The organism is Arthrobacter sp. zg-Y844, assembly GCF_024385465.1.
In the GTDB taxonomy this organism is placed as follows: Bacteria; Actinomycetota; Actinomycetes; order Actinomycetales; family Micrococcaceae; genus Arthrobacter_B.
On the sequence record NZ_JANFLS010000005.1, the window covers coordinates 112,884 to 135,379 of the forward strand.

Below are 22,496 nucleotides of genomic sequence, written 5' to 3' on the forward strand. Positions count from 1 at the left end.
TCCTTCGCGGCCCGGAGGCCACTCGGGAAGCCTGTGACTGCTGCTGCCGTGTTGGTGTTCACACTCCGGATTATTGCATGTCACAAAGGGATACACGCAAGTAACAAAGGGCCCGTTGTCTCACATAGTGGACGTTATGGGTCGTTTTGTGACGTAGTTCACAAAAAGACACAATGAATAGCTATGCATAAATATGTATAAGACCTAAATCTATTTCGCACCACTTCGCGGCACTGTTCGGCCATATCGAACGGCATTAAGAAAAAAGGCACCTACTCCGCAAGCAAGCTTACGAAGCAGGTGCCGTCAAGCATCGAAGCAATTGTCCACATAGTGGACAGAGTTTCGGAGCTGTTTCACTGGCGGAAGACCCGCCGTCGCCGGCGGCCCTTCGGACGAGGTGGTTAGACGACGCCGTAAAGCCGGTCGCCGGCGTCGCCCAGGCCGGGAACAATGTAGGCGTTCTCATCGAGGCGCTCGTCGATCGAGGCGAGGACCACGGTGACGTTCGCGTCCTGGAGTTCCTCCTGGAGCACCGAGAGGCCTTCCGGGGCGGCCAGCAGGCAGATGCAGATGACTTCCGCGGCACCGCGCTGGAACATGAACTTGATGGCTTCGCGCAGGGTTCCGCCGGTGGCCAGCATCGGGTCCAGGACGAAGACCTGGCGGCCGGTGAGGTCATCCGGAAGACGCTCGGCGTAGGTGATGGCTTCCAGTGTTTCTTCATTCCGGGCCATACCCAGGAATCCGACCTCGGCCGTGGGGACCAGGCGGGTCATGCCTTCGAGCATGCCGAGGCCGGCACGCAGGATGGGAACCACCAGCGGGGTCGGCTTGACCAGGCCCGTGCCGACGGCGGAGGTGACGGGAGTCTCGATCGGAACCGGCTCCACGCGGACGGTTCGGGTGGCTTCATAGGCCAGCAGGGTGACCAGTTCTTCCGTCAGCTGACGGAAGATCGGTGACGGGGTGTCCTTGTCGCGGAGAACGGTGAGTTTGTGGGCAACGAGGGGATGATCCACTACAAGTACGCGCATGCTTCAAAACTACCATTGCGCCCTGCCTCTCTCCGCGTTCGCCCGTACGCGCGCGGATGGGAGACGATGGCAGGCATGGAGTCCCTTTCCCGAACACACGAAACCTGGATGGACCTCGCCCTGGCCGAAGCCCGCAAGGCGCTGGAGACAGGCGACGTGCCGATCGGCGCCGTCGTACTGGGCCCCGACGGCGAGGTGCTGGGTACCGGGCGCAACGAGCGTGAGGCAACCGGGGACCCGACAGGCCACGCCGAGGTGCTGGCCATCCGGAAGGCGGCTGCCGCCGTCGGGGAATGGCGGCTGGAAGGCTGCACCCTGGTGGTGACGCTCGAACCGTGTGCCATGTGTGCCGGGGCGATTGTCCTGGCGCGGGTGCCGAAGGTGGTGTTCGGCGCCTGGGATGAGAAGGCCGGGGCCTCCGGTTCTGTGTTCGACATCCTGCGGGAGCGTCGCCTGAATCACTGGGTGGAGGTGTTTCCCGGTGTGCGCGAGGAGGAATCGGCGCGCCTGCTGCGGGACTTCTTCGGCTCAAAGCGCAACTCCTAGCGTTCCGCCCGCTTCCGTTTGTACGTAGGCTTACTAATTCCGGAACGCGACAACTAAAGGAGTTTCCGTTATGGGATCAGAGCAGGATGGACGGGACACCGTCGTCAAGATTCTTGAAAAGGCTCGAATCGCCACGCTGACCACGGTGGACCTGCAGGGAAACCTGGTCAGCCGGCCGCTGCAGCTTCAGGAGGCGGACTCGGACGGCAACCTGTGGTTCTTTACTCCGGACCCCTCCCCCAAGGCCGACGAGGTCCGTGCGAACCCGCACGTGAACGTGGCCATCAGTGATTCCGAGGGCTTCCTGTCCATCAGCGGCACGGCCACGCTGACAAAGGATCAGGGCAAGATTTCCTCCCTGTGGAAGACCTCGGTGGAGGGCTGGTTCGAGCAGGGCCGCGAAGACCCGTCGGTGGCGCTGCTCAAGGTGGACTCGCATACCGCCGAATACTGGGCATCGGACGAGCCGAAGATCGCCAGCCTGTTCAAGATCGGCAAGGCAGCAGCAACCGGCGGCACTCCCGATATCGGTAAGAACGACGTCGTCGACCTCTAGTTCCAATTGGGCGCCCAGCCCCTGGCGGGACTGCTTTTGGGTGTTGGGCCTTCCACCCGGTAAGGTTGACGCGTTGGTGACGTGTCCGAGCGGCCGAAGGTGCAACACTCGAAATGTTGTTTGGTGTAAAAGCCAACGTGGGTTCAAATCCCACCGTCACCGCCAGCGAAAACCCCCGGGAAACCGGGGGTTTTCTGCATTCTACGAGTCTTCGTGGTGCGTGTTTCAGGTGTACAGGAATCGCACGGCGTGAAAGAAGACCGGTGCCGCAAAGCAGAGCGAGTCCAAGCGGTCCATGATGCCGCCGTGGCCGGGGATGGTGGAGCCGAAGTCCTTGATGCCGCGGTCGCGCTTGATGGCAGACATCACCAGCCCTCCGGCGAAACCCATCACACAGGAGATGAATGCCAGGAGAGCGGCCATCAACGGGGTGAACGGTGTGACCCACCATAGGGCCGCCCCCAGCGCGGTAGCCGAAAGCACTCCCCCGATGAACCCTTCCCAGGTCTTGTTGGGACTCACGCTCGGCGCGATCGGGTGCTTCCCGAGCGTCTTGCCCCACACATACTGCAGCACATCGGAGCCCTGCACCACGATCAGCAGGAACAGGAGCAGATGCGCGCCGGTAGCCCCACCAGTCCCAGGCGCCGAGCCTTCGGCCGCATCCCGGCCTGCCTCCATGGCCAGCGGAAGCTGCAGGAGCGCCGGGGCGTAACTGATGGCGTAGACGCATACCATCAACGCCCACTGAATGGCTGCGGTTCGCTGCAGGAACCCGGTGGTCTGCCCGGCGAGTGCATTGCGCGCCGGCAGGAAGAGGAAGGCGTACACCGGGATGAACACACTGAACATGCCGTACCAGTGCTCCCACAGGAACCAGTAGTGCGCCGCGGGGATGATGAACACCAGCCACACGAGCACTTTGTGATCTCCGCGGCCGGTTGGGGAGATGGTGATGAACTCGCGCAGTGCCAGAAGTGACAGCAGCAGAAACAGCACAATCGTCACCGTCTCGCCGGCTGCCAGGACACCGCCTATCAGTGCGACCATCAACCACCAGGCGTTGATGCGCTGCTTCAGGTTCACGATGGGGCTCGTGGTGCCCAACCGGCGGCCCAGGAGCCACGCGATCACGGTGGCTAAAACCAGAACAAGGACGACGCCGCCGAGGAGTTTCAACGACGTCGAGTCCAGCAAACCCAGTTCCCAGTCGTTCACGGGTTGTCCTTTCGGGCCTGGCTACGAGGCTCCGAGCCGCCGTCGTCCTGTTTAGGGGTATCTGTGGATTGCGGCCCTTGGTGCTTAGCCAGGCCTTCCACGAGAACCTGCCGGGCGCGGGTCAGGAACGTCTGCCTGTCCTCATTGGGATCCAGGTGGAGGGGCTCGCAGAAGATGACAGTCGAGAGGTGCGGCACCGGGATCACCGCACCTTTGGGGAGGATCCGTCCGAGGTTGGCGAGCGTCACGGGGACCACGGGCACCTCGGGGTGGAGACGGGCCAGTTTGTACAGTCCGCCGTGGAACTGGGCGATCGTATCGCCGTCGCCGCGGGTGCCTTCAGGGAAGATAATCAGCGAACCACCGGCGGCCAGCACCTCAGCCATGCCCTCCACCTGGCCCTTGGGGCTGACCCCCGAGTCCGACGTGCGCTGCCGGCGGCTGCTGGAGCCGTGGCGTTCGACCAAATAGGCGTTGAAGATCTGTTCGGCAAAAGCCTTACGCACCCCGGAGCCCCAGTAGTCCTTGGCTGCCACCGGGCGGGCGCGTTGCTGCAGCTCTGCCGGCAGTGCGGCCCAAATGGTGAGGAAGTCCAGGTGGCTTGAGTGGTTCGCGTAGTAGATGGCCTGCTCGGGCAGATCGAGCTCTCCGGCTGCAGCCACTACGCGCGCACCGGCGAAGGCACTGATAAGTTTCGCGAGGCTGCGCCGGGAGGCCCTGCCGACGTTCATGATGGCAATTCCTGGCTGCGGGCACGCAGCGCAGCGCTGACACGGCGCAATCGGCGAATACAGGTGAGCAGGGAGCCTAACGCGATGAGCGCCAGCGTGCCGAACAGTGCCCATCCTTCCGACCAGGGAAGCCATGGTTCGGCGATGCCCACCAGGACGCCGATCATCAGCAGCCACATGCGGTGCGGTTTGGCCAAGGGCCCGTCAAAGAAGTTTCCCGTGCCGAGGGCTGCTCCGAGGCAGCGGATGTAGGCGGTGAGTACGGCGAGTATCGCCGCAAGGAATCCCAGCGTCACCCCGAAATCAACTCGGTCGGCGATCACCAGCCCGGCGGTGGCGATGCCGGCTGCCCCCAGGAACAGCACATCGGAGATCCGATCAGGCAGTTCATTGTAGATATCACCCACCGGTGAGCTCATACCCTTTTCCACGGCCAGCATTCCGTCGAGCATGTTCAACAACAAACGCAGCGGTATACAGGCAGCAGCCGCGGCCAGAAGGACAGCACGAATTATGGCGTCGTCGGTATGTGCCGACCAGATCAACGCAGCGGCGCCCACTGCGGCGAATACCACTGAACCGACGGAGATCTGATTGGGGGTGAGTTTCGCCGCCGCAAGAATATCCGCAGATTTAGCCGCCCATCGGCTGCTGCGCTGCGGAATTTCCCGCCTGTCCGTTCCTTGGCTCATGTAAAGTGTCCGTTCATTTGGCCCTTTGTCGTAGCTCATACGCTAATGCGAGCCGAGCGGCGGAAATGGCAGCAACCCGCAATCAATCCCGTGGTTCCACTTCACCATTCATTAGAGTGTAAGCATGAGGCGCAAATCACCCTCCAGGAACGCCCTGCGGGACCACGCAATCGCCGGCGCCTGGGGCTTCGCAGAAGCAACGTTCTTCTTTGTGGTACCCGATGTGTGGACATCCTGGGTGGGGCTGCGCCGACCGAAACGCGCGCTCGGCACCACGGTCTCAGCCCTCGGCGGCGCAATGGCCGGAGGGGCAGCAACATACTGGTGGGGCCGCAAGATAGCCGCAACCACCTCGCGTAAGGCGTTGGTGAAAGTTCCGGCGGTCACGGATGCCATGATCAGCGAGGTGGAGCAGGAGATCGCCGAGTCCGGGGCCGCTTCCCTGCTGCGGGGCCCCACCCGCGGAGTCCCGTACAAGCTCTACGCGCGGGCAGCAGGGCTGCAGCGGACCTCGCTCGCGGCGTTTCTTGCCTGGAGCGTGCCCGGCCGAATGGTCCGGTTCATGGTGGTGACAGCGGCAGTATCCGGGATTGCCGCCCTGGGCCGCCGCAGGCTCCCCGGACTCTCTGAACGGAGCATCTCAACCGTCTTCTGGATCTGCTGGGGTGCGTTCTACGCGGTATTCATTCCGTTGAAGGCCCGTCGCGGGTCATCCGGCAATTTGCCGGGAATTGATATTCAGCGGTCCGGCGGGTGATTCATTTCTTTGTCCCCAGTCTATTTCTTCAAAGACTTCATTCGTCAAATGCAGACGAAGCCAGGGGAAGTTTTAGGAACCAGCACCAACTTCAAAGGTTAAGCGCCCGCCCGGTGTCAGCTCTGCTGCCACCGCTTCACTGTTGGACTCTGAATGCCGACCATCAGCCTCCGTTGGCCGCAGTCGGAATTTCGGCTGGTCATGCCCCGAGCTGACCGGCATCCCAGGCAGTGGCCGCTGGAGGGCCACCAACGGCTGGCAGGCCCGGAAGAACACCACCGAGCAGCACCGTCCGGAGACTTCCCCGTTCCTCACGAGCCCCTGCCCTGCCCGAACTTGCCTTCATCCGGATCCGCCGTTTACCCTAAATTTCGAGGCCCAGCAGTGCGCCCCGGAACTCCTATTTTTTTGGAATCCTGTGGACCACAAACTGCGCCTATCCGTTCGGCTCGATGCCGACCCTTCCTCCGCTGTCCATGAAGCAACGGACTGCCTCCCGTCCGCCGGAGCGGCGAAGCCATGACTCTTTTCCGCTCCCGGCACGCTTCTGCCTTGTCCCTGTTGGACCTGCCGGCAGATCCCTTGGATGTCCAGGCGCTGGCCGCGCTGCCCCAGGGGACTTTGGAAGGCCTGACAGACCGTGTCTACCGGCAACTGGATTCCGAGCAACCTTCTGCCTACGCGCTGGAGTGGTACAGCGCATTGACCCATGAATGGGCGAGGCGGATGAGGTCCGGCGCCCGCCTGGAGGCTCCGGCCCACCATGGCGGGGCGGGGGATCACGAGGAACCGTGAGGCTCCTTGCCGGGCGTCCCCTGCGCTGCGTCACCGAACAAGCCGCGAGGACTAGCACCGCCTCGGCTTGGGTATCCGGCCTGCAAATTGTGTCCCGGAGAGCCTTTGTAGGATGAAGCATGGACACCAACGAACCACAGCCCACTATTGCCCAGCTGCGTGCACGCCAGACCGACCTCGTGCTCGCCCTGGCGACTGAGTCCCGCACCGACCGCCTGCAGCAGTACAGCGACGAACTGGAGTTCCTCGTGAAGTACATCAAGGAGCGCGAAGAAGCCGAGGCCGCCGAAGCGGAAGCGCCCGCCGGTGCCTCGGCAGCCTCCCCCGCCGCTGACACCGCTCCCCGGGCCGACGGCGTCGAGCAGCGTGAAGACGGTGTGGTGATTGAACCGGGCTCCGATCTTGAGGCCGACGTCGACCGCGACAACCGCTAGCCGCTAGCCGCTAGCCGCTAGCCCTCCAGGAGGGCTACCCCTCCCAGAAGCGCCGGACGACGTCGGCCATCTCCTTCGCCTGCCGCCGGCCAGCCGCCACGGAGGGACGGCGGGTGGAATCCAGCAGCATGTTGGTACCGAAAGCCTGCAAAGCCAGCGCGTCGGCTTCGATCAACAACGGCTTTCCGTCTTTCCGGATCGTTTTCAGCGCCTGCGGCAGGGTGGGGCCGAAGGGACTCTGCGGCGCCTCGAGGCCGCAGGAAACCACGAGTACCTTTCCAAAGCCGGCGGCGACGTCGGCATTGGTACCCGACCGCATACCGCCGTCCATGTAGACCCGCCCGTTGATGTGCACGGGCGGCCACACCGTCGGGACAGTGCAGCTGGCGGTGACCGCCAGGCCAAGGTCCACGCCGGAATCGCCGTCGAACACCTTGAAGCTGCCGTCTTCAGCGTCCACCGCCGTGACGCCCAGTGCCTTCTCCGGCCAGGCCGGGAAGGGAACCAGTGAACGGATGCTGTTCACCCACGCTTCCTCGGTCAGCTGCGTGTCCGCTTTCAGTGCCAGCTGGCCCAGCCGTGCGCGGGCGGCCTTCTCTCCGCCGCCGCCGAAACCGGCCGCGCCCATGAGGTTCATGAACCGCTCGCCGTCGAATGCGTCCGGCTCCTGGTAATCCGGAGCACTGGCACCTTCCTCAGCCGTCTCCTGGGCGAGCGCCGCGGCCGGCACCTGCCCGAAGCGAAGCGCCGTTCCCACCACGGATCCGGCCGATGTACCGACAACGAGGTCCGCCTCGTTCAGGTCGATGCCTTGGTCCAGCAGTTCCGCCAGCAGGCCGATCTCCCAGGCGATCCCGGCAACTCCGCCGCCGCCCAACACCACCGCACGCGATTCCAACACGTTGTAACCTCCTGGCCTGCGCCGTCGAAGTGCCCTTCCATGTCCCCGCAGTGTAAGCCCGGCGCCCGCCCGGTTACCGGACCTCGGCGGTTCCGGGCTTGAATGGTTGCATGGCATTAAAAGTTCTGATGGTGGGCCGCAAGCACGAGGACTGGGTGGTTGACGGGATCCGCCGGTATGAAAAGCGGTTGAAGAAACCCTTCGACCTGACCTGGGTTCCCATTCCGCATTCGGCCCGCGAAGGCGACGCCGCCCGCAAGGAGGAGTCCGAGCGGCTGCTGGCGAAGGTCGGATCCGACTACGTGATCCTGCTGGACGAGCGGGGCAAGGCCATCACCTCGCCGGCGCTGGCCCAGACGTTGCAGAGGCCGCTGGATTCCTCGCGCAACGTCACCCTGATCATCGGCGGGGCCTACGGCGTGGACCAGAGCGTCCACGACCGCGCCGACTTTGTCTGGTCCCTCTCACCCCTGGTGTTCCCCCACCAACTGGTCCGGCTGATCCTCGCGGAGCAGGTGTACCGGGCCCAGGAGATCGCCGGCGGACGCCCCTACCACCACGAATAGGACAGGGGACGACGGCGCCTGCCGCCCTGGCTCCGCGTGCGCCGGTTCTGCGGCTGCACGGTAAAGTAGGAGCAGTTTTTCAGCAGTCCGGCAGGCTCCGAGCCGCGGCCGGCGGGACCGGAAGGGAAGCATGCCCCAGCGCACCGATCCTTTCCGGCTGCTCCGCGCCGGCGTCGCCACCGCAGTCATTTTCGCGCTGGCCACGGGTGCGCATCTGGCCGGCGGCGGGATGCTCCCCGAACCGGTCCTCCTCTTTGCCCTGGCGGCCTTCACCCTGGCCGGAGTCAGTATTACCGCCGGGCGACGGTTCCGGCCCGGCAGCCTCTTCCTGGTCCTCGGCGCCGCGCAGCTCGGGCTGCACGAAGCCTTTGGCCTCCTGACCTCCGGGGTCCAATGCCTGCCCGGCGCTTCCTCCCACCACGGGGTTGCCGTTGTCTGTCCGGAGGCGGCGCCGCTGCCCGGGACCCAGGACGCCCTCTCCGGTCTCCACGCGATCCAGCACGACGCCGGCCCCGCACTGTTCCTCGCGCACCTCGCCGCCGTGGCGCTGTCCGCGCTGGTGCTCGCGCGGGGCGAGGACGCCCTGCACGCCACGGCGGCCTGGCTGCGGCCGCTGTTCACGCCGCCGGCCCCGGTGACGTTCCGGCCCGTCCGGCCGCCGGCGATTTCCGGTCCCGCCGCCGGAACCCCGCGCGCCCGGTACTGCTCCGCGCGCCCGTTGCGCGGGCCGCCGTCGTACGCATTGGCCTAATTCCTTTTCCAGTATTTCCCGCCTCCAGTGCGGTTTTTTGGCAATGCGCCACCGAAAGGCTTTTCCATGCGTACCTCCTCCTCTGTCCTCCTTGCCGCCGGCGGCACCGCCGCTCTGATGGCGCTTGGCCTGGGCCCCGCGGCCGCCCATGTGCATGTCACCCCCGACACCACCGGCGCCAGCGAGTCCGCCCTGCTGACCTTCGACCTCTCGCACGGCTGCGAGGGCTCCCCGACCACGGCCCTGACCTTCACTCTCCCGGACGAACTGGCGGACGCCACCCCCACGGCCCACCCCGGCTGGGACATCAGGAAGGTCACCGAGGAGCTCGCGGAGCCGCGGACCCTGCCCAACGGCTCACAGGTCAGCTCGCGCACCAGCGAAATTATCTACACGGCCAGGGAACCGTTGGCCGACGGCATCCGGGACACGATTACCCTCGGCGTCGACCTGCCGGACGTCGAAGACACCACCCTGGCCTTCCCCGTGCTGCAAAGCTGTGAAAAGGGGGAAACGGACTGGTCCCAGGTTCCGGTCGACGGCCAGTCCAGCCACGACCTCGACTCCCCGGCGCCTACGGTCACCATCACCGAAGCGGACGACGACGATGATCACGCCGCCGGCGATGAGCACGGCAGCACCTCCGGCACACCGGAAAGCGCCGATGACCGGGATGACGACGCCGAGGCCGCCGAAGTTGCCGGCTACGTTGGCCTGGGTGCCGGGTTGCTGGGCCTTGCGGCAGGTGTCACCGCCCTGATCCGCACGCGCGGCCGCAGCCGGGCCTAGCCCGCGGACCTGAGCGGGCGCCGGGCAGCTTGCTTCCGGCGCCCGTAACGGTTTTGCGTCATTCCGTTCCGCCGGGCGGGGCGGATTGACGCGCCCCCGCCCGACGGGAAAGGTGAGAGCATGATCACCTTGGCACCTGCCTCCCCCGTCAAAAAGTCCTCCCCGTCCCGCAAGGCACTAGCCCTGGTGGCTTTGCTGACTCTCTCCGGTTCCGCGCTGGCCGGCTGCGGCGGCTCAGGGGACGACGGCGACGCGTCGGTGTCCCCGTCTGCGTCAGCCAGCGAGACCACGCCCGCTCCGTCCCCATCGACCGAATCTGCTTCTGCTCCGGCGTCCTCACCGGCCACCGGAGGCGGGGCAGCGGCCGTTGGCCCCGTTCCCTGCACTGCCGACATGCTTGCCGGCGTTGTGGAGAACGTTCCCGGCGGCGCCGGTGCGGACGGTATCTCCCGCGTCCTGGTGCTGACCAACATCTCCGCTGACGGTACCTGCACCGTGGCCGGCTATCCGGGTGTCTCCTACCTCGACGCCGCCGGACAGCAGGTGGGCGCACCGGCCGCCCGGAGCGAGGGCGCGGCCGCCGTTCCCGTCACGCTGGCACCCGGCCAGGCTGCGGCCGCCGAGCTGCGGGAAACCGTGGCGCAGAAGTACGGAAACTGCCAGGTGCAGGAGACTGCGTCCCTGCTGGTCTACCCGCCGGAGGACACCGCTTCCCTGACCGTCCCCTACCCCTCCACGGGTTGCACCAACGCGGATATCGAGCTGATGCAAGTGGGTATCCTGCAGGCACGTTGATTTTCGGCCCGCAGCCGAACCCCCGGTGGCAGCAGCCAAACTGTCACCGGGGTGGGGAAGAATAGTGCCATGACATCGGCATCTTCGGTGCTAGCCAAGTTCACCCCCGCCACCCGGGAATGGTTCGAGGGTGCCTTCACTGCGCCCACCCCGGCGCAGGTGGGAGCTTGGGATGCGATCTCGGAGCGGGCCAATGCGCTGGTGGTCGCCCCCACCGGGTCAGGCAAAACCCTGGCCGCGTTCCTCTGGGCGCTGGACAGCTTTATCGCCTCTGCCGCCGCTGCCGGCCCCGAAGGCCTGCCGCCCGCCGAACTGCCGCTTCCGGAACTGCCGGAAGCCGCTCCCAAACCCGCGGGACGGAAGCGCACCCGGGAACCCAAACGCAAAACCAAGGTCCTGTACATCTCCCCGTTGAAGGCCCTCGGCGTCGACGTGGAACGCAACCTCCGCTCGCCGTTGATCGGCATTACCCAGACGGCCAACCGGCTGGGGCTGCCGGCGCCGTCCATCACCGTGGGCGTCCGGTCCGGGGACACCCCGCAGAATGAGCGGCGCGCCCTGCTGACGCGGCCGCCGGACATCCTCATCACCACGCCCGAATCCCTGTTCCTGATGCTCACATCCTCCGCCCGGGAAACCCTGACCGAAGTGGAAACCGTGATCGTGGATGAGGTGCACGCCGTGGCAGGCACCAAACGCGGTGCCCACCTGGCCGTGACGCTGGCGCGGCTGGACGCCATGCTGGAAAAGCCCGTGCAGCGGATCGGGCTCTCCGCCACGGTGGAGCCGCACGAAACCGTGGCGCGTTTCCTTGGCGGCAACGCTCCGGTGCGGATCGTGGCGCCGCAGTCCCGGAAGAATTGGAACCTCACCGTCACCGTTCCGGTGGAGGACATGACGGATCTGGGCAACGCACCTACCACTGAGGACACCGTTGAGGGCGGTTACGCTCCGCAGGCGAGCATCTGGCCGCATGTGGAGGAGAAGATTGTCGACCTCATCGAGGCCAACCGCTCCACCATCGTGTTCGCCAACTCCCGGCGCCTCGCCGAGCGCATCACCGCCCGCCTGAACGAGATCCATGCCTTCCGGCTGGAGGCTGCGCAGGCGGCCACAGGAACGGACGGGATCCCGGCCCCGGCAGCACCTGCACGTCCGCCGGCCCAGATCATGGCACAGGCCGGGGTGTCCGTGCTGCGGCGCGAGGACCTCGCCGTCGAAGACGACACCCCCGTGCTCGCACGGGCGCACCACGGCTCGGTGTCCCGGGACCAGCGGGCCCTGATCGAAGACGACCTGAAATCCGGCCGGCTGCGCTGTGTGGTGGCCACCAGCTCGCTGGAGCTCGGCATCGACATGGGGGCCGTGGATCTGGTGGTGCAGGTCGAATCGCCGCCGTCGGTGGCCAGCGGCCTGCAGCGGGTGGGCCGGGCCGGGCACCAGGTGGGCGAAATCTCCCAGGGCGTGATGTTCCCCAAACACCGCGGCGACCTGCTGAACTCGGCCGTCACCGCCGAACGGATGCTCGCGGGCCAGATCGAACCTCTGACCATACCGGCCAACCCGCTGGACATCCTCGCCCAGCAGACCGTGGCCGCCGCCGCCCTGGGCTCCATCGACGTGGAGGAATGGTTCGACGTCGTCCGCCAGTCCGCACCCTTTGCCGGCCTGCCGCGCTCCGCGTTCGACGCCACCCTGGACCTGCTTTCCGGCCGCTACCCCTCGGACGAGTTCGCCGAGCTGCGGCCGCGGATTGTCTGGGACCGCACCGAAGGCACCATTACCGGCAGGCCCGGCGCGCAGCGCCTCGCCGTCACCTCCGGCGGCACCATCCCCGACCGCGGCCTCTTCGGTGTCTACCTGGTCGGCGATTCCGAAGGAAAGAACAGCCGCCGGGTCGGTGAACTTGACGAGGAAATGGTCTACGAATCCCGGGTCGGGGACATTTTCGCCCTGGGTGCCACGAGCTGGCGGATCGAAGACATCACCCATGACCGGGTGCTGGTCTCCCCCGCCTTCGGCCAGCCCGGCAAACTGCCGTTCTGGCGCGGGGATACCCTCGGCCGGCCGGTGGAGCTGGGCCGTGCCCTGGGCGCCTTCGTCCGCGAGATGGCCGCCGCTGATGACGCAGCGGCCCGGGAACGCCTGACCGCCGTCGGGCTGGATGACTGGGCCGCCGGCAACCTGATCAATTACCTGCACGAACAGCAGCAGGCCACCGATGTGGTGCCCAACGACCGGTCGCTGGTGGTGGAACGCTTCCATGACGAACTCGGCGATTGGCGGGTAGTCCTGCACAGCCCGTACGGCATGCCGGTCCATGCGCCCTGGGCACTCGCTGTCGGGGCGCGGCTGCACGCCCGGTACGGGCTGGATGGATCTGCCATGGCATCCGACGACGGCATTGTGCTGCGCGTGCCGCTGATGGAGGACGAACCGCCCGGCGCCGAGCTGTTCCTGTTCGACCCCGAGGAACTCGACTCCATTGTCACCGCCGAGGTGGGCGGCTCGGCGTTGTTCGCCTCACGGTTCCGGGAGTGCGCGGCGCGCGCGCTGCTGCTGCCGCGGCAGAACCCCTCCAAACGCACCCCGCTCTGGCAGCAGCGGCAGCGGTCGGCGCAGCTGCTGGATGTCGCCAAAAAGTACCCCACGTTCCCGATCCTGCTCGAAACGGTCCGCGAATGCCTGCAGGATGTCTATGATCTGCCGGCCCTGAAAGACATTGCGTCCGGCATAGAGCGGCGCGAGATCCGTTTGGTGGAAACCACCACCCCCTCGCCGTCGCCGTTCGCCCGCTCCATGCTCTTCGGCTACGTGGGTGCGTTCCTGTATGAAGGCGATTCGCCGCTGGCCGAACGCAAAGCCGCCGCCCTGTCCCTGGATCCCACGCTGCTCAATGAGCTGCTGGGCCGGGCCGAACTGCGCGAACTGCTGGACGCGCGGATCATCGCCCGGATCGAAAGCGAACTCCAGCGCCTGGCTCCGGACCGCCATGCCCGCGGCTTGGAAGGCGTGGCGGACCTGCTGCGGCTGCTCGGCCCGCTCTCCGTTCCGGAGGTCGCCGCCCGCCTGCAGCCGGTGGAGCTTCCCGCCGACGACACCGGGACGGCGGTGGAACCGGCTCCGGCCGCCGCCGCCCCGGAGGATGCCGAAGAGCTGCTGGAGCAGCTGGTCCGCGCCAACCGGGCCCTGAAAATCGGCATGGCCGGCAGCACCCGGTATGCAGCCATCGAAGACGCCGCCCGGCTGCGGGACGCCCTGGGTGTTCCGTTGCCGATGGGCGTGCCGCTGGCGTTTATCGAACCCGTTGCGGATCCGCTCGGTGACCTGGTGGGCCGGTATGCACGAACCCACGGGCCTTTCACCGCAGCCGAAGCCGCCGCCCGGCTGGGCCTCGGCGTCGCCGTCGTCACAGGCACCCTGCAGCGCCTGGCCGGCGAGGGACGCGTCGCGGAGGGCGAATTCCGCCCGGCCGAAACGCTGCTGCTGGACGCGGCCGACGGCGTCGACTCCACTCCCCCCGCCACCGTCACCGTTCCCGGCTCTCCCGCCGGAACCGAATGGTGCGACGTCGAGGTGCTGCGGCGGCTGCGCCGCAGTTCGCTGGCGGCCCTGCGTTCCGAGGTGGAGCCGGTGGACCCGGCCACCTACGGGCGGTTCCTGCCGGTCTGGCAGAACGTGGGTTCGTCACTGCGCGGGCTCGACGGCGTGGCCACCGTGATTGACCAGCTTTCCGGCGTGCCGATTCCGGCATCGGCCTGGGAACCGCTGATCCTGGGCTCCCGGGTGCGCGACTACGCCCCGGCCATGCTGGACGAGCTGACCGCCACGGGCGAAGTGGTGTGGTCCGGCAGCGGTTCCCTGCCGGGCAACGACGGCTGGATAGCCCTGCACCTGGCCGAAAACGCGCCGCTGACGCTCAACCCCTCCCCCGATTTCGAGCCGGGCGGCCTGCACCAGCGGCTGCTGGAACTGCTGGGCAACGGCGGCGCGTACTTCTTCCGCCAGCTCGGCGACGGCCTCGCCGCAGACGGCATGGCCGAAACGGATGCGAACATCATTTCCGCCCTCTGGGAACTCGTCTGGGCCGGGCGGATCAGCAATGACACCTTCACCCCGGTGCGGTCCCTGCTCTCCGGCGGGAAAACCGCCCATAAGCAACGGGCCGCCACCCCGCGTGCCCGCACCGCACGGATGGGACGGCTGGGCCGGGCACCCGGGGCGTCGCTGACGGGCAGCTCCATGCGGCTGGCGGCCGGCGGCGCGTCCGCTCCGGCACTCCGCAACGCTCCGCCCCTGGTCGCGGGGCGGTGGAGCATGCTCCCCGCAGTGGAAACCGACGCCACCCTGCATGCCCACGCCACGGCCGAGCTGATGCTGGACCGCTACGGTGTGGTCACCCGCGGCTCCGTGGCCAGCGAAGGCACCCCGGGCGGTTTCGCCCTGCTGTACCGGGTGCTGGCCCGGCTGGAGGAAATGGGCAGGTGCCGGCGCGGCTACTTCATCGAGCAGCTCGGCGCCGCCCAGTTTGCCGTGCCCGCCACCGTGGACCGGCTGCGTTCCTTCTCCGAAGACGCGCAGTTGAAGCAGCCCGAACCGTCCGCCGTCGCCCTGGCTGCCACCGATCCGGCGAACCCCTACGGCGCCGCCCTGCCCTGGCCCACGCTGGAGGGCGGACACCGGCCCGGCCGCAAGGCCGGGGCACTGGTGGTCCTGGTCGACGGCGAGCTTGCACTGTACGCCGAACGCGGCGGCAAGACACTCCTGACCTTCACCGAGGAGCCGGCCGCCTTGGAGCTTTCCGCTGCCGCCCTGGTGCGGATTATCCAACGGGGTGCGGCGGAGAAAATGGCCATCGAGAAGGTCAACGGGACGGATATCCTCGATACGGACGCTGCACGGGCACTGACCGCTGCCGGTTTCTACACCACGCCGAAAGGGCTGCGCTACCGTGTCTGACGTGCTGGCCCAGTGCGGAGTCGAACCGGGGAGGAACCGTGCCTGAGGGCGATACCATCTGGCGGGCGGCGAGGGACCTCAACGCCGTCCTGGCCGGCAAAGAGCTCACCCGGTGCGATATCCGCGTCCCGAAATTCGCCACCACCGATTTCACCGGCTCCGCCGTGCAGGACGTCGTGTCCCGCGGCAAGCATCTGCTGATCCGCGGCGGCGATCCCGTGGACGGCTGGATCCTCCACTCCCACCTGAAAATGGAGGGGCTTTGGCACGTTTACGCGCGCGGCGAGAAGTGGCGCCGGCCCGCGTTCAAGGCCCGCTGCATCCTCGAAACGGACACCCACCAGGTGGTCGGCTTCGACCTCGGGTTCCTTCGTGTCCTGCCCCGCTCGGACGAGGACGACGCCGTCGGCTACCTTGGCCCGGACCTGCTGGGGCCTGACTGGGACGCCGAAGAAGCGCTGCGCCGCCTCTCCGCCCAGCCGGACCGGCCCATCGGCCTTGCCCTGCTGGACCAGCGGAACCTCGCCGGGATCGGCAACATCTACCGGTGCGAGCTGTGCTTCCTGGCCGGCATCCACCCGCTGACCCCGGTCTCGGACGTCCCGGATCTGCCCCGCCTGGTGGACCTGTCCAAGCGCCTTTTGGAGGTCAATAAGGCCCGCTCCCGCCGGATCACCACCGGCGCCATGGGCCGGGACCAGCTCTGGGTCTATCGCCGGGAACGGCGGGGCTGCCTGCGCTGCGGCACCAAGGTGGCGCATGAGCTGCTCGGCGACAACGAGATGGAAATGCGGGACCTGTACTACTGCCCGCACTGCCAGCCGTTTCCGAGTTAGCCGGGGACGGGCTTCCTTACCTGAGCTGCCGGCCGGCCCGCCGGATTGAGTCACCGATGCGGTGCAGCCGTTCCGAGTCCAGCTTCCAGGCCTGCCAGTACAGCAGGACGTCCCGGTGCGCACGCTCATCGAGCAGCACCAACGTCCCGTCCTTGAGCCCGTTACCCAACTGCAGTTCCGGCAGCATGCCCCAGCCGAGTCCTGCACGGACCGCCGCCACGAAGGCCTCCGAGGACGGGATCGTGTGCCGGGGCGGTCGTCCGTCAACGCCGCGTGCCTGCAGGAACCGGCGCTGCAGATCGTCCTTGGCATTGAATTGAACCACCGGCATGGCTGCCCAATCGACACCGTCTTCGCGCGTGAAGCGCTGCTGCAGGTCCGGCGTCGACACCGGGAGGTAACGCATGGCGCCCAAGGCCTCGACCCTGCAGCCGTTGACCGGTGTCGGATCGGCAGTGACGGCGCCGATCACGTCCCCTTGGCGCAACAGCTGCGCACTGTGGTCCTGGTCTTCGACGTGCAGGTCCAGGGTGCTGTCCGTCCACTCGGCTGCTTCAGAGAGGACGGGGACGAACCATGTGGCGAGGGAGTCCGCGTTGACGGCCACCGGCGTCGGCGTCCGCGGTGACGTGCCACCTGAGAGCGCGGAACGGGTTTCCCCCTCCAGCAGCTGCACCTGCCGTGCCATGCGCAGCAGAACCATGCCCGCATCCGTCGGCGTGCAGGGTGTCCCCCGGCGAATGACGATCTGGCCCACGGAGCTTTCCAGTGCCTTGATGCGCTGGCTTACCGCGGACGGACTGATATGCAGCCGATCCGCCGCCGCTTCGAACGTGCCCTCGTCTACGACGGCGGACAGTGCGCGGAGATGCTCAAAGTTCATGAAGCAAACCTAATGCATCCTTCAAATCATTCGTTTGTCTGAACCACTGCAGCTGGTTACCGTCGAGGAATGCTAAGTATTTGGGCAACCGGAATGGTCACCGGTTTCGGACTGATTGTGGCCATCGGAGCGCAGAATGCCTTCGTCCTGCGGCAGGGGCTGCGGCGGGAACACATCGGCGCGGTAGTGGCCCTGTGCATCATCAGCGATGCCCTGTTGATCTTCGGCGGCACCGCCGGAATCGGGGCATTGGTGTCCCGTTTCCCGGCGGTCCTGGACATCCTGCGCTGGGCCGGCGCCGCCTATCTCGCCTGGTGGGGTATCCGCTCGCTGATCTCCGCCGCCAGGCCCTCGGCACTGGAAGCACAGGCACCGCGGGCCAAGGGCACCGTCATCCTGACCACCCTTGCCCTGACCTTCCTGAACCCGCACGTGTATCTGGACACCGTGGTGCTGCTGGGCAGCCTGGCGAACCAGTACGGTTCCGACACGCGCTGGATTTTCGCCGCCGGCGCCGCCGTCGGCAGCGTCATCTGGTTCACCGCGCTGGGTTACGGTGCCCGCAGCTTATCTGGGGTGCTGAACCGGCCGCGCACCTGGCAGATTGTGGACCTGCTGATCGGCGTCGTTATGCTGTTCCTCGCCGTCCGGCTGGTCTTGGACTGATCCGGACGACGGCGGTGGTCCGGCCGTGCGTGCTCGCCAGCTAGGCCCGCGGGACGTGCGTGGCCGTGACCCAGCGCAGCAGCGAGTACAGCAGCTGGGAAGCACCGGGCATAAAGCCGGATCCGTGGTGGTAGACCGGGTCCATGGTGGTCACCAGCAGGCGGGCAGGCTGGTTCACCTCATCCACATACAGCAGCGTGCCGGATTCGGCGCCGTCCTCTTCCATCACCACCAGCGAGCGGGCACCGGGGTGCGGATGCAACAGCCCGTGATGATGCCAGGACACCGACCAGGGGGTGAAGAACTCCCACATCGGATCCTCGGGCAGCCGAAGCCGGGTGCCGTTGTCCTCGCCGGTGCGCCACATCCAGAACACCGTGGGGCGGAAACTGTAGCCGACGCCCGGCAGCCACTGTTCAACCTTGTTCTCACCAAGCACGATCACGGTTTTCCCCGGGTCGGACAAAGCGGCCAGGATGGCCGGAACAAAGCGCCCAAGCTGGCCCTGATGCAGCCGGTCGCTGACAATCACCACGTCCAGGTCCGCGAGTACGGCCGGATCGGCGTCCGGAAGATAAACGGACTCCAGCCGGTACGGCGCCAGGGCCGGGTCGGCCAGGGTCCGCAGGGGCTGGAAGGTGCCGCAGTGCAGCAGCCCGATCCGCGGGGCGGCTGATCCCTCGGTGCGTGAAACGGCGGAGGGCCGGGGTCCGACGGCGGCAGGAGCGGGGGCGGACGCCGGCTCGGCCGCGGTGCGTTCCCCGGCTTCCAGCCACTGCACCAGGTTCGGGCCCAGCACGCGGGTGGAATACTGATCGTCGCTGAAGCTCTCCAGGTCATTGCCGCCGTGCACCAGCACTTCGCCGGAGCCGATCCTGTAGCTGTAGTCCAGCGGGAGCCGGTACTGGCCGATGCCGGTGACCACGGTCGCGTTCTCGGGCAGGTCCAGGTGATAGCCGCGGCCGTAGAAACCGGCGACGCCGATCTCCTCCAACCGCTCGTAGCTGTGGGTTCCGGGCACCCCGGTGCGGTAGTGCAGGTCCCGGTAGTCAATGCCTGTCCAGACCGGGTGTGGAGAGACCGGATGCGGCCGGACGTCCTGCGCGCCGCGGAATTCCAGCTTGCGCCAGACCGCCAGCCCGTCGATGAAAGGCTTAACCACCTGGCCGTTGACCAGTACCCGGCCGCCGGCACGGATGAAGCCGGTGAGCGCTTCGCGGTGCTTTCCCAGCAGGAGATGGTCCACGCCGCCGCCGATCACCAGCCCGTCGGCCGAGAGGATCCGGGCGCGGGCGGCGTCGTCGTCGAGGTCGTAGGCGTCGACATCCTCGAAGGCGCCGCGCCAGGTGGTGTCGGTCTGGCCGCGCATCGGCGTGCCGCCGATCAAGCGGATAATCACGGGTGTTCCTTTCCAAGGGGTGTTCGTATTTCCACCGGAGTCGGCCCTGGCGCCGGTGCCCCGACTGCGCCGGGCACCGGGCAGGCACGGCAGGACGGGCCGAAATCCGGAACGGCGATTACGCGTTCGCCGGATACCGTGCCCACGGTGGGGGTGCAGATCGGCAGGCCGTAGACCTCGGAGAGGGCGGGGCCGGTAAGCAGCTCCTCGGTAGGTCCCCAGCGGACGTCGTGGCTGCCGACAAACAGCAGTGCGTTGCGGGACACGTGGAGTGCGTGGTCAGGATGATGGGTGGTCATGATGACGCCCATCCCCTCCGCGGCCAGTCCGGTGAGCACGCTCAGCACGCGGGACTGGTTGTTCAGGTCCAGTGCCGACGCCGGTTCGTCCAGGACGAGCAGTTCGCAGCCCGAGGCCACGGCCCGGGCAATCAGCACCAGCTGCCGCTGCCCGCCGGAGAGGGTGGAATAGTCGCGTCCGGCCCAGCCTGCCACGCCTACCCGTTCCATGGCCGCATCGGCGGCGGCATGGTCCTCCGGGCGCGGAGTCTGATAGGCGCGCAGGTGCCGGGTGCAGCCCATCAGCACCATGTCGGCGACCGTGAAGGACGGACCCGCGCCGTGGTCCTGGGGCACGTATCCGATGCCCGGCGCACCGTGAACCGTGCCCTCACGCGGGGCAAGCAGCCCGGAGAGGCACTTGAGCAGCGTGGTTTTGCCGCGGGCGTTGGGCCCCAGGATGGACAGGACCTCCCCGCGTTCCAAGGAAAATTCCAGGTTCCGGAAGAGCCACGGACGCAGCCGGGAATAACGGAAACCGAGGCCGGTGGCCTGCAGCAGCGGCGCGGAGTCAGCCACCGGGCTGCCCGTTAGGGGATCCCCGGGAACCGGGCGGGGCAGGGAAACGAGGGTCATGAGAGCTCGGCTTTCTTCTGCGAACGGGCCAGCAGCAGCACGAAGACCGGGGCGCCGATAATGGCGGTGAGGATGCCGAGCGGAAGTTCGCTGCTGCTGATGGAACGGCTAAGGGTGTCGATGAGCATCAGGTAGGTACCACCCAAGAGCAACGACGCCGGCAGCAGGATCCGGTGGTCCGGTCCCACCCAGAGCCGGGCGAGGTGCGGAACCACGAGCCCCACCCAGCCGACGGCACCCGCCACGGCGACGGTGCCCGCAGTCATCAGGGCAACGGCACACAACAGCACCACCCGGGAGCGCTGCGGGTTCACGCCCAGCGCGGCGGCGTCGTCGTCCCCCAGGGACATCACATTCAGGCGCCAGCGCAGGGCCAGGACTATCACCGCGCCGATGGCCACCGGGACTAGTGCGGTGAGCACCTTGTCATAGCTGGCCGCGGCGATGGAACCGAGCAGCCAGTGCACGATCGAGGGCAGTTCGGAGTACGGGTCGGCCAGGTAGGTCATGAAGGAGACCAGCGCGTTGAAGAACGCCGCCACCACAATTCCGCCCAGGACGATCATCAGCATGGCGTTGTCCCGTCCGCCCAGCCGGCCCAGCAGCAGGACGCCGGCGAGTGCGGCCAGTCCGAACCCGAAGGCACCGCCGACCATCCAGCCGCCGGACAGGCCGAGGGTGAGCACCAGTACCCCGCCGAAGGACGCCCCGGCAGTGACGCCGATAATGTCCGGGCTGACCAGCGGATTGCGGAACAGCGCCTGCAGGCAGGCGCCGCCGAGCGAGAGCGCTCCGCCCACCAGGAAGGCCAGCAGCACGCGCGGCAGCCGTACATCCAGGACCACGGTGGCTTCCTGGTCGGTCCAGGTCCGGCGGAGCATCCCCTCGCCGCCGAAGAGTGCGGTGAGTTCGTTGAACAGGATGCGCAGGATTTCGTTCGGCGGCACCCAGTACCGGCCGGCGGCCATGGAAACCAGGGCCACCGCGCACAGGATCAGGACGCAGAGCGGCAGGATCAACCGGCGGCGGGCCGACGACGGCGGGGCACCGGCCGACGACGGCGATGTCGAGCCATCACGGGCAGATGCAGGTGCGCCGGAGCTATGCGGAGCCGCCATCTCAGCCGCGGAAGACGTCGTAGCCAACGCTGGCACCGTTCAGGTCCAGCCGCAGTGCGGCATCAATCTGGGCTTCGCTCACTTCGTACCCGTAGAGGTACGCAATCTTTTCCTTCATGGCCGCGCGCAGGGGGTTGCTGGTGCGGCCGGGATGGAACACCTCGGCTGCCCACTGCCACATCAGCGGGGACTCGGCGCAGGGAACCTCCCAGCGGTACCCACCCAGCGGGGCCTTGTAGACCCGGCGGTTTTTCACGGCGGACACGGAGGCGAGGGAGGGATCCGCGTAGACCTCGGCCGGGGTGCGGGTATCGAAGCCGCCCAGCGTGATGACCTCGGGATCCCACTCGATCAGCTGCTCGGCGCTGACCACGTTCTCGGCGGAAAGGTTCTCTGCCGCCATATTCTGCCCGCCGGCCAGCTCCATCCAGTAGTGCATGTAGGAGGACTTGTTGGAGGCCGAATAGCCGTCGCCGGACTGGCCCAGGTGGACCACCCGCACGGGCGTGGAAACCGTGGTGAGTTCATCCTCCAGCCGGGCGATTTCGGCGTGCATCCAGTCCACGATTTCGGTGCCGCGCTCAGGCTTGCCGAGGATGGTGGCGAACAGGGACACCCAGGTTTCCAGGTATTCCTGCGTTCCGTAGAGCAGGCAGACCGTTTTGAAGCCGGCGTTTTCCAGCGGCTCCACAAGTCCGTCGCCCTGGTCCGCCCACTGGAACACAACGTCGGGCTCCAGTTTGGTGATGGTCTCGATGTTGGGGGTGAAGCTCGACGGGGCGATGGTGGTGGTGGTTTTCGAATCGGGGAACATCTCGCCGAACAGGCCCTGCCGGTTGGCCTGCAGCGTGGATTCATTGATGCCCACGATCTTGGCGTACCCGCCGTCCACGGCAGCCAGCATGGAGGGAGAGGGAATGACGGTGGTGGCGATTTTCTGCACCGGCCCGTCGAAGGAAACCTCGACCCCGCGCATATCAGTCACGGTGAAACCGCCGGATCCTGCTGCATTCCCTGCCGCCGCCACAGTGTCGCGGGTGGAGCAGGCCCCTAGCGCCAAGGCCAGGAAACCGAGCCCGGCTCCGCCCAGGATATTTCGGCGCGAGGGTCCGGTTTTGGGACCGGACGGGGAGATTTCGGGTGCAGTCAAGGA

22 protein-coding genes and 1 tRNA gene are annotated in these 22,496 nt (G+C 67.0%); 13 read left to right on the forward strand and 10 right to left on the reverse strand.

The features are described 5' to 3' along the window. Positions 1-404: 404 nt before the first annotated feature. Positions 405-1,037: a uracil phosphoribosyltransferase gene (gene upp, locus NNX35_RS15315; protein ID WP_255767415.1), complete on the reverse strand. Its 633-nt coding sequence runs from the start codon at positions 1,035-1,037 to the stop codon at positions 405-407. A gap of 75 nt (positions 1,038-1,112) precedes the next feature. Between upp and tadA the strand changes: the two genes are divergently transcribed. The 3 genes from tadA (at position 1,113) to NNX35_RS15330 (ending at position 2,304) form a co-directional block, all read left to right on the forward strand. Further along, positions 1,113-1,583, forward strand: coding sequence for a tRNA adenosine(34) deaminase TadA (gene tadA / locus NNX35_RS15320; RefSeq protein ID WP_227923982.1), 471 nt, complete (start codon positions 1,113-1,115; stop codon positions 1,581-1,583). 70 nt (positions 1,584-1,653) lie between these two features. Further along, positions 1,654-2,139 (forward strand): pyridoxamine 5'-phosphate oxidase family protein, encoded by a 486-nt coding sequence (locus NNX35_RS15325; protein ID WP_255767413.1) that lies wholly within the window; start codon positions 1,654-1,656, stop codon positions 2,137-2,139. Between the two features lie 75 nt (positions 2,140-2,214). Then, positions 2,215-2,304: transfer RNA gene (locus NNX35_RS15330), tRNA-Ser, on the forward strand. A gap of 60 nt (positions 2,305-2,364) precedes the next feature. On the opposite strand, the gene NNX35_RS15335 is transcribed toward NNX35_RS15330, so the two are convergent. Genes NNX35_RS15335 through NNX35_RS15345 form a run of 3 tightly spaced genes read right to left on the reverse strand, consistent with a single transcriptional unit; the run spans position 2,365 to position 4,819 of the window. Further along, positions 2,365-3,357 carry a phosphatidate cytidylyltransferase gene (locus NNX35_RS15335; RefSeq protein ID WP_255868227.1) on the reverse strand — a complete coding sequence of 331 codons (993 nt, stop codon included), beginning with the start codon at positions 3,355-3,357 and terminating at the stop codon, positions 2,365-2,367. Then, positions 3,354-4,088 carry a 1-acyl-sn-glycerol-3-phosphate acyltransferase gene (locus NNX35_RS15340; protein WP_255868228.1) on the reverse strand — a complete coding sequence of 245 codons (735 nt, stop codon included), beginning with the start codon at positions 4,086-4,088 and terminating at the stop codon, positions 3,354-3,356. The genes NNX35_RS15335 and NNX35_RS15340 overlap by 4 nt, the downstream gene beginning before the upstream one ends. Continuing rightward, the gene (locus NNX35_RS15345; RefSeq protein WP_255868229.1) at positions 4,085-4,819 is read right to left on the reverse strand and encodes a CDP-alcohol phosphatidyltransferase family protein; all 735 of its coding nucleotides are present in this window, start codon (positions 4,817-4,819) and stop codon (positions 4,085-4,087) included. The genes NNX35_RS15340 and NNX35_RS15345 overlap by 4 nt, the downstream gene beginning before the upstream one ends. Before the next feature lie 85 nt (positions 4,820-4,904). On the opposite strand from NNX35_RS15345, the gene NNX35_RS15350 reads away from it, so the two are divergent. The 3 genes from NNX35_RS15350 to NNX35_RS15360 all read left to right on the forward strand — a co-directional run bounded on the left by NNX35_RS15350 (position 4,905) and on the right by NNX35_RS15360 (position 6,766). Next, complete coding sequence (locus NNX35_RS15350) at positions 4,905-5,537, forward strand: hypothetical protein (protein ID WP_255868230.1); 633 nt, start codon at positions 4,905-4,907, stop codon at positions 5,535-5,537. Positions 5,538-6,056: 519 nt separating this feature from the next. After that, positions 6,057-6,332, forward strand: a complete 276-nt coding sequence (locus tag NNX35_RS15355; RefSeq protein ID WP_255868231.1) for a hypothetical protein — start codon at positions 6,057-6,059, stop codon at positions 6,330-6,332. A 119-nt stretch (positions 6,333-6,451) separates the two neighbouring features. Next, complete coding sequence (locus NNX35_RS15360) at positions 6,452-6,766, forward strand: hypothetical protein (protein WP_255863678.1); 315 nt, start codon at positions 6,452-6,454, stop codon at positions 6,764-6,766. 34 nt (positions 6,767-6,800) lie between these two features. On the opposite strand, the gene NNX35_RS15365 is transcribed toward NNX35_RS15360, so the two are convergent. Beyond that, entirely contained in the window at positions 6,801-7,667 is an 867-nt protein-coding gene (locus tag NNX35_RS15365) for a patatin-like phospholipase family protein (RefSeq protein WP_255868232.1), read from the reverse strand. A gap of 110 nt (positions 7,668-7,777) precedes the next feature. On the opposite strand from NNX35_RS15365, the gene NNX35_RS15370 reads away from it, so the two are divergent. The 6 genes from NNX35_RS15370 to NNX35_RS15395 all read left to right on the forward strand — a co-directional run bounded on the left by NNX35_RS15370 (position 7,778) and on the right by NNX35_RS15395 (position 16,363). After that, positions 7,778-8,233, forward strand: coding sequence for a 23S rRNA (pseudouridine(1915)-N(3))-methyltransferase RlmH (locus tag NNX35_RS15370; protein WP_227934178.1), 456 nt, complete (start codon positions 7,778-7,780; stop codon positions 8,231-8,233). Between the two features lie 130 nt (positions 8,234-8,363). Continuing rightward, positions 8,364-8,984 carry a hypothetical protein gene (locus NNX35_RS15375; protein ID WP_255868234.1) on the forward strand — a complete coding sequence of 207 codons (621 nt, stop codon included), beginning with the start codon at positions 8,364-8,366 and terminating at the stop codon, positions 8,982-8,984. 66 nt (positions 8,985-9,050) lie between these two features. Next, positions 9,051-9,773 carry a YcnI family protein gene (locus tag NNX35_RS15380; RefSeq protein WP_255868236.1) on the forward strand — a complete coding sequence of 241 codons (723 nt, stop codon included), beginning with the start codon at positions 9,051-9,053 and terminating at the stop codon, positions 9,771-9,773. A gap of 120 nt (positions 9,774-9,893) precedes the next feature. Next, positions 9,894-10,568 (forward strand): DUF4232 domain-containing protein, encoded by a 675-nt coding sequence (locus NNX35_RS15385; RefSeq protein WP_255868237.1) that lies wholly within the window; start codon positions 9,894-9,896, stop codon positions 10,566-10,568. Between the two features lie 69 nt (positions 10,569-10,637). Next, the gene (locus NNX35_RS15390) at positions 10,638-15,527 is read left to right on the forward strand and encodes an ATP-dependent helicase (protein ID WP_255868238.1); all 4,890 of its coding nucleotides are present in this window, start codon (positions 10,638-10,640) and stop codon (positions 15,525-15,527) included. A 38-nt stretch (positions 15,528-15,565) separates the two neighbouring features. Beyond that, positions 15,566-16,363: a DNA-formamidopyrimidine glycosylase family protein gene (locus NNX35_RS15395; RefSeq protein WP_255868239.1), complete on the forward strand. Its 798-nt coding sequence runs from the start codon at positions 15,566-15,568 to the stop codon at positions 16,361-16,363. A 16-nt stretch (positions 16,364-16,379) separates the two neighbouring features. On the opposite strand, the gene NNX35_RS15400 is transcribed toward NNX35_RS15395, so the two are convergent. Next, positions 16,380-17,246 (reverse strand): LysR family transcriptional regulator ArgP, encoded by an 867-nt coding sequence (locus NNX35_RS15400; protein WP_255868240.1) that lies wholly within the window; start codon positions 17,244-17,246, stop codon positions 16,380-16,382. A gap of 93 nt (positions 17,247-17,339) precedes the next feature. On the opposite strand from NNX35_RS15400, the gene NNX35_RS15405 reads away from it, so the two are divergent. Then, a complete protein-coding gene (locus NNX35_RS15405; protein WP_370647104.1) occupies positions 17,340-17,912 on the forward strand; it encodes a LysE/ArgO family amino acid transporter in 573 nt (190 codons plus the stop codon). Between the two features lie 40 nt (positions 17,913-17,952). Here the strand turns inward: NNX35_RS15405 and NNX35_RS15410 are convergent, their stop codons facing one another. From NNX35_RS15410 to NNX35_RS15425, 4 genes are read right to left on the reverse strand one after another with little or no spacing between them, the layout of a single operon-like run. After that, positions 17,953-19,311, reverse strand: a complete 1,359-nt coding sequence (locus NNX35_RS15410) for a hypothetical protein (RefSeq protein ID WP_255868242.1) — start codon at positions 19,309-19,311, stop codon at positions 17,953-17,955. Further along, positions 19,308-20,225 carry an ABC transporter ATP-binding protein gene (locus tag NNX35_RS15415; RefSeq protein ID WP_255767394.1) on the reverse strand — a complete coding sequence of 306 codons (918 nt, stop codon included), beginning with the start codon at positions 20,223-20,225 and terminating at the stop codon, positions 19,308-19,310. Before NNX35_RS15415 ends, NNX35_RS15410 begins: the two co-directional genes overlap by 4 nt. After that, positions 20,222-21,370 carry an iron ABC transporter permease gene (locus NNX35_RS15420; RefSeq protein WP_255868243.1) on the reverse strand — a complete coding sequence of 383 codons (1,149 nt, stop codon included), beginning with the start codon at positions 21,368-21,370 and terminating at the stop codon, positions 20,222-20,224. The genes NNX35_RS15415 and NNX35_RS15420 overlap by 4 nt, the downstream gene beginning before the upstream one ends. After that, positions 21,345-22,493 (reverse strand): ABC transporter substrate-binding protein, encoded by a 1,149-nt coding sequence (locus NNX35_RS15425; RefSeq protein ID WP_255868244.1) that lies wholly within the window; start codon positions 22,491-22,493, stop codon positions 21,345-21,347. Before NNX35_RS15425 ends, NNX35_RS15420 begins: the two co-directional genes overlap by 26 nt. Positions 22,494-22,496 lie beyond the last annotated feature (3 nt).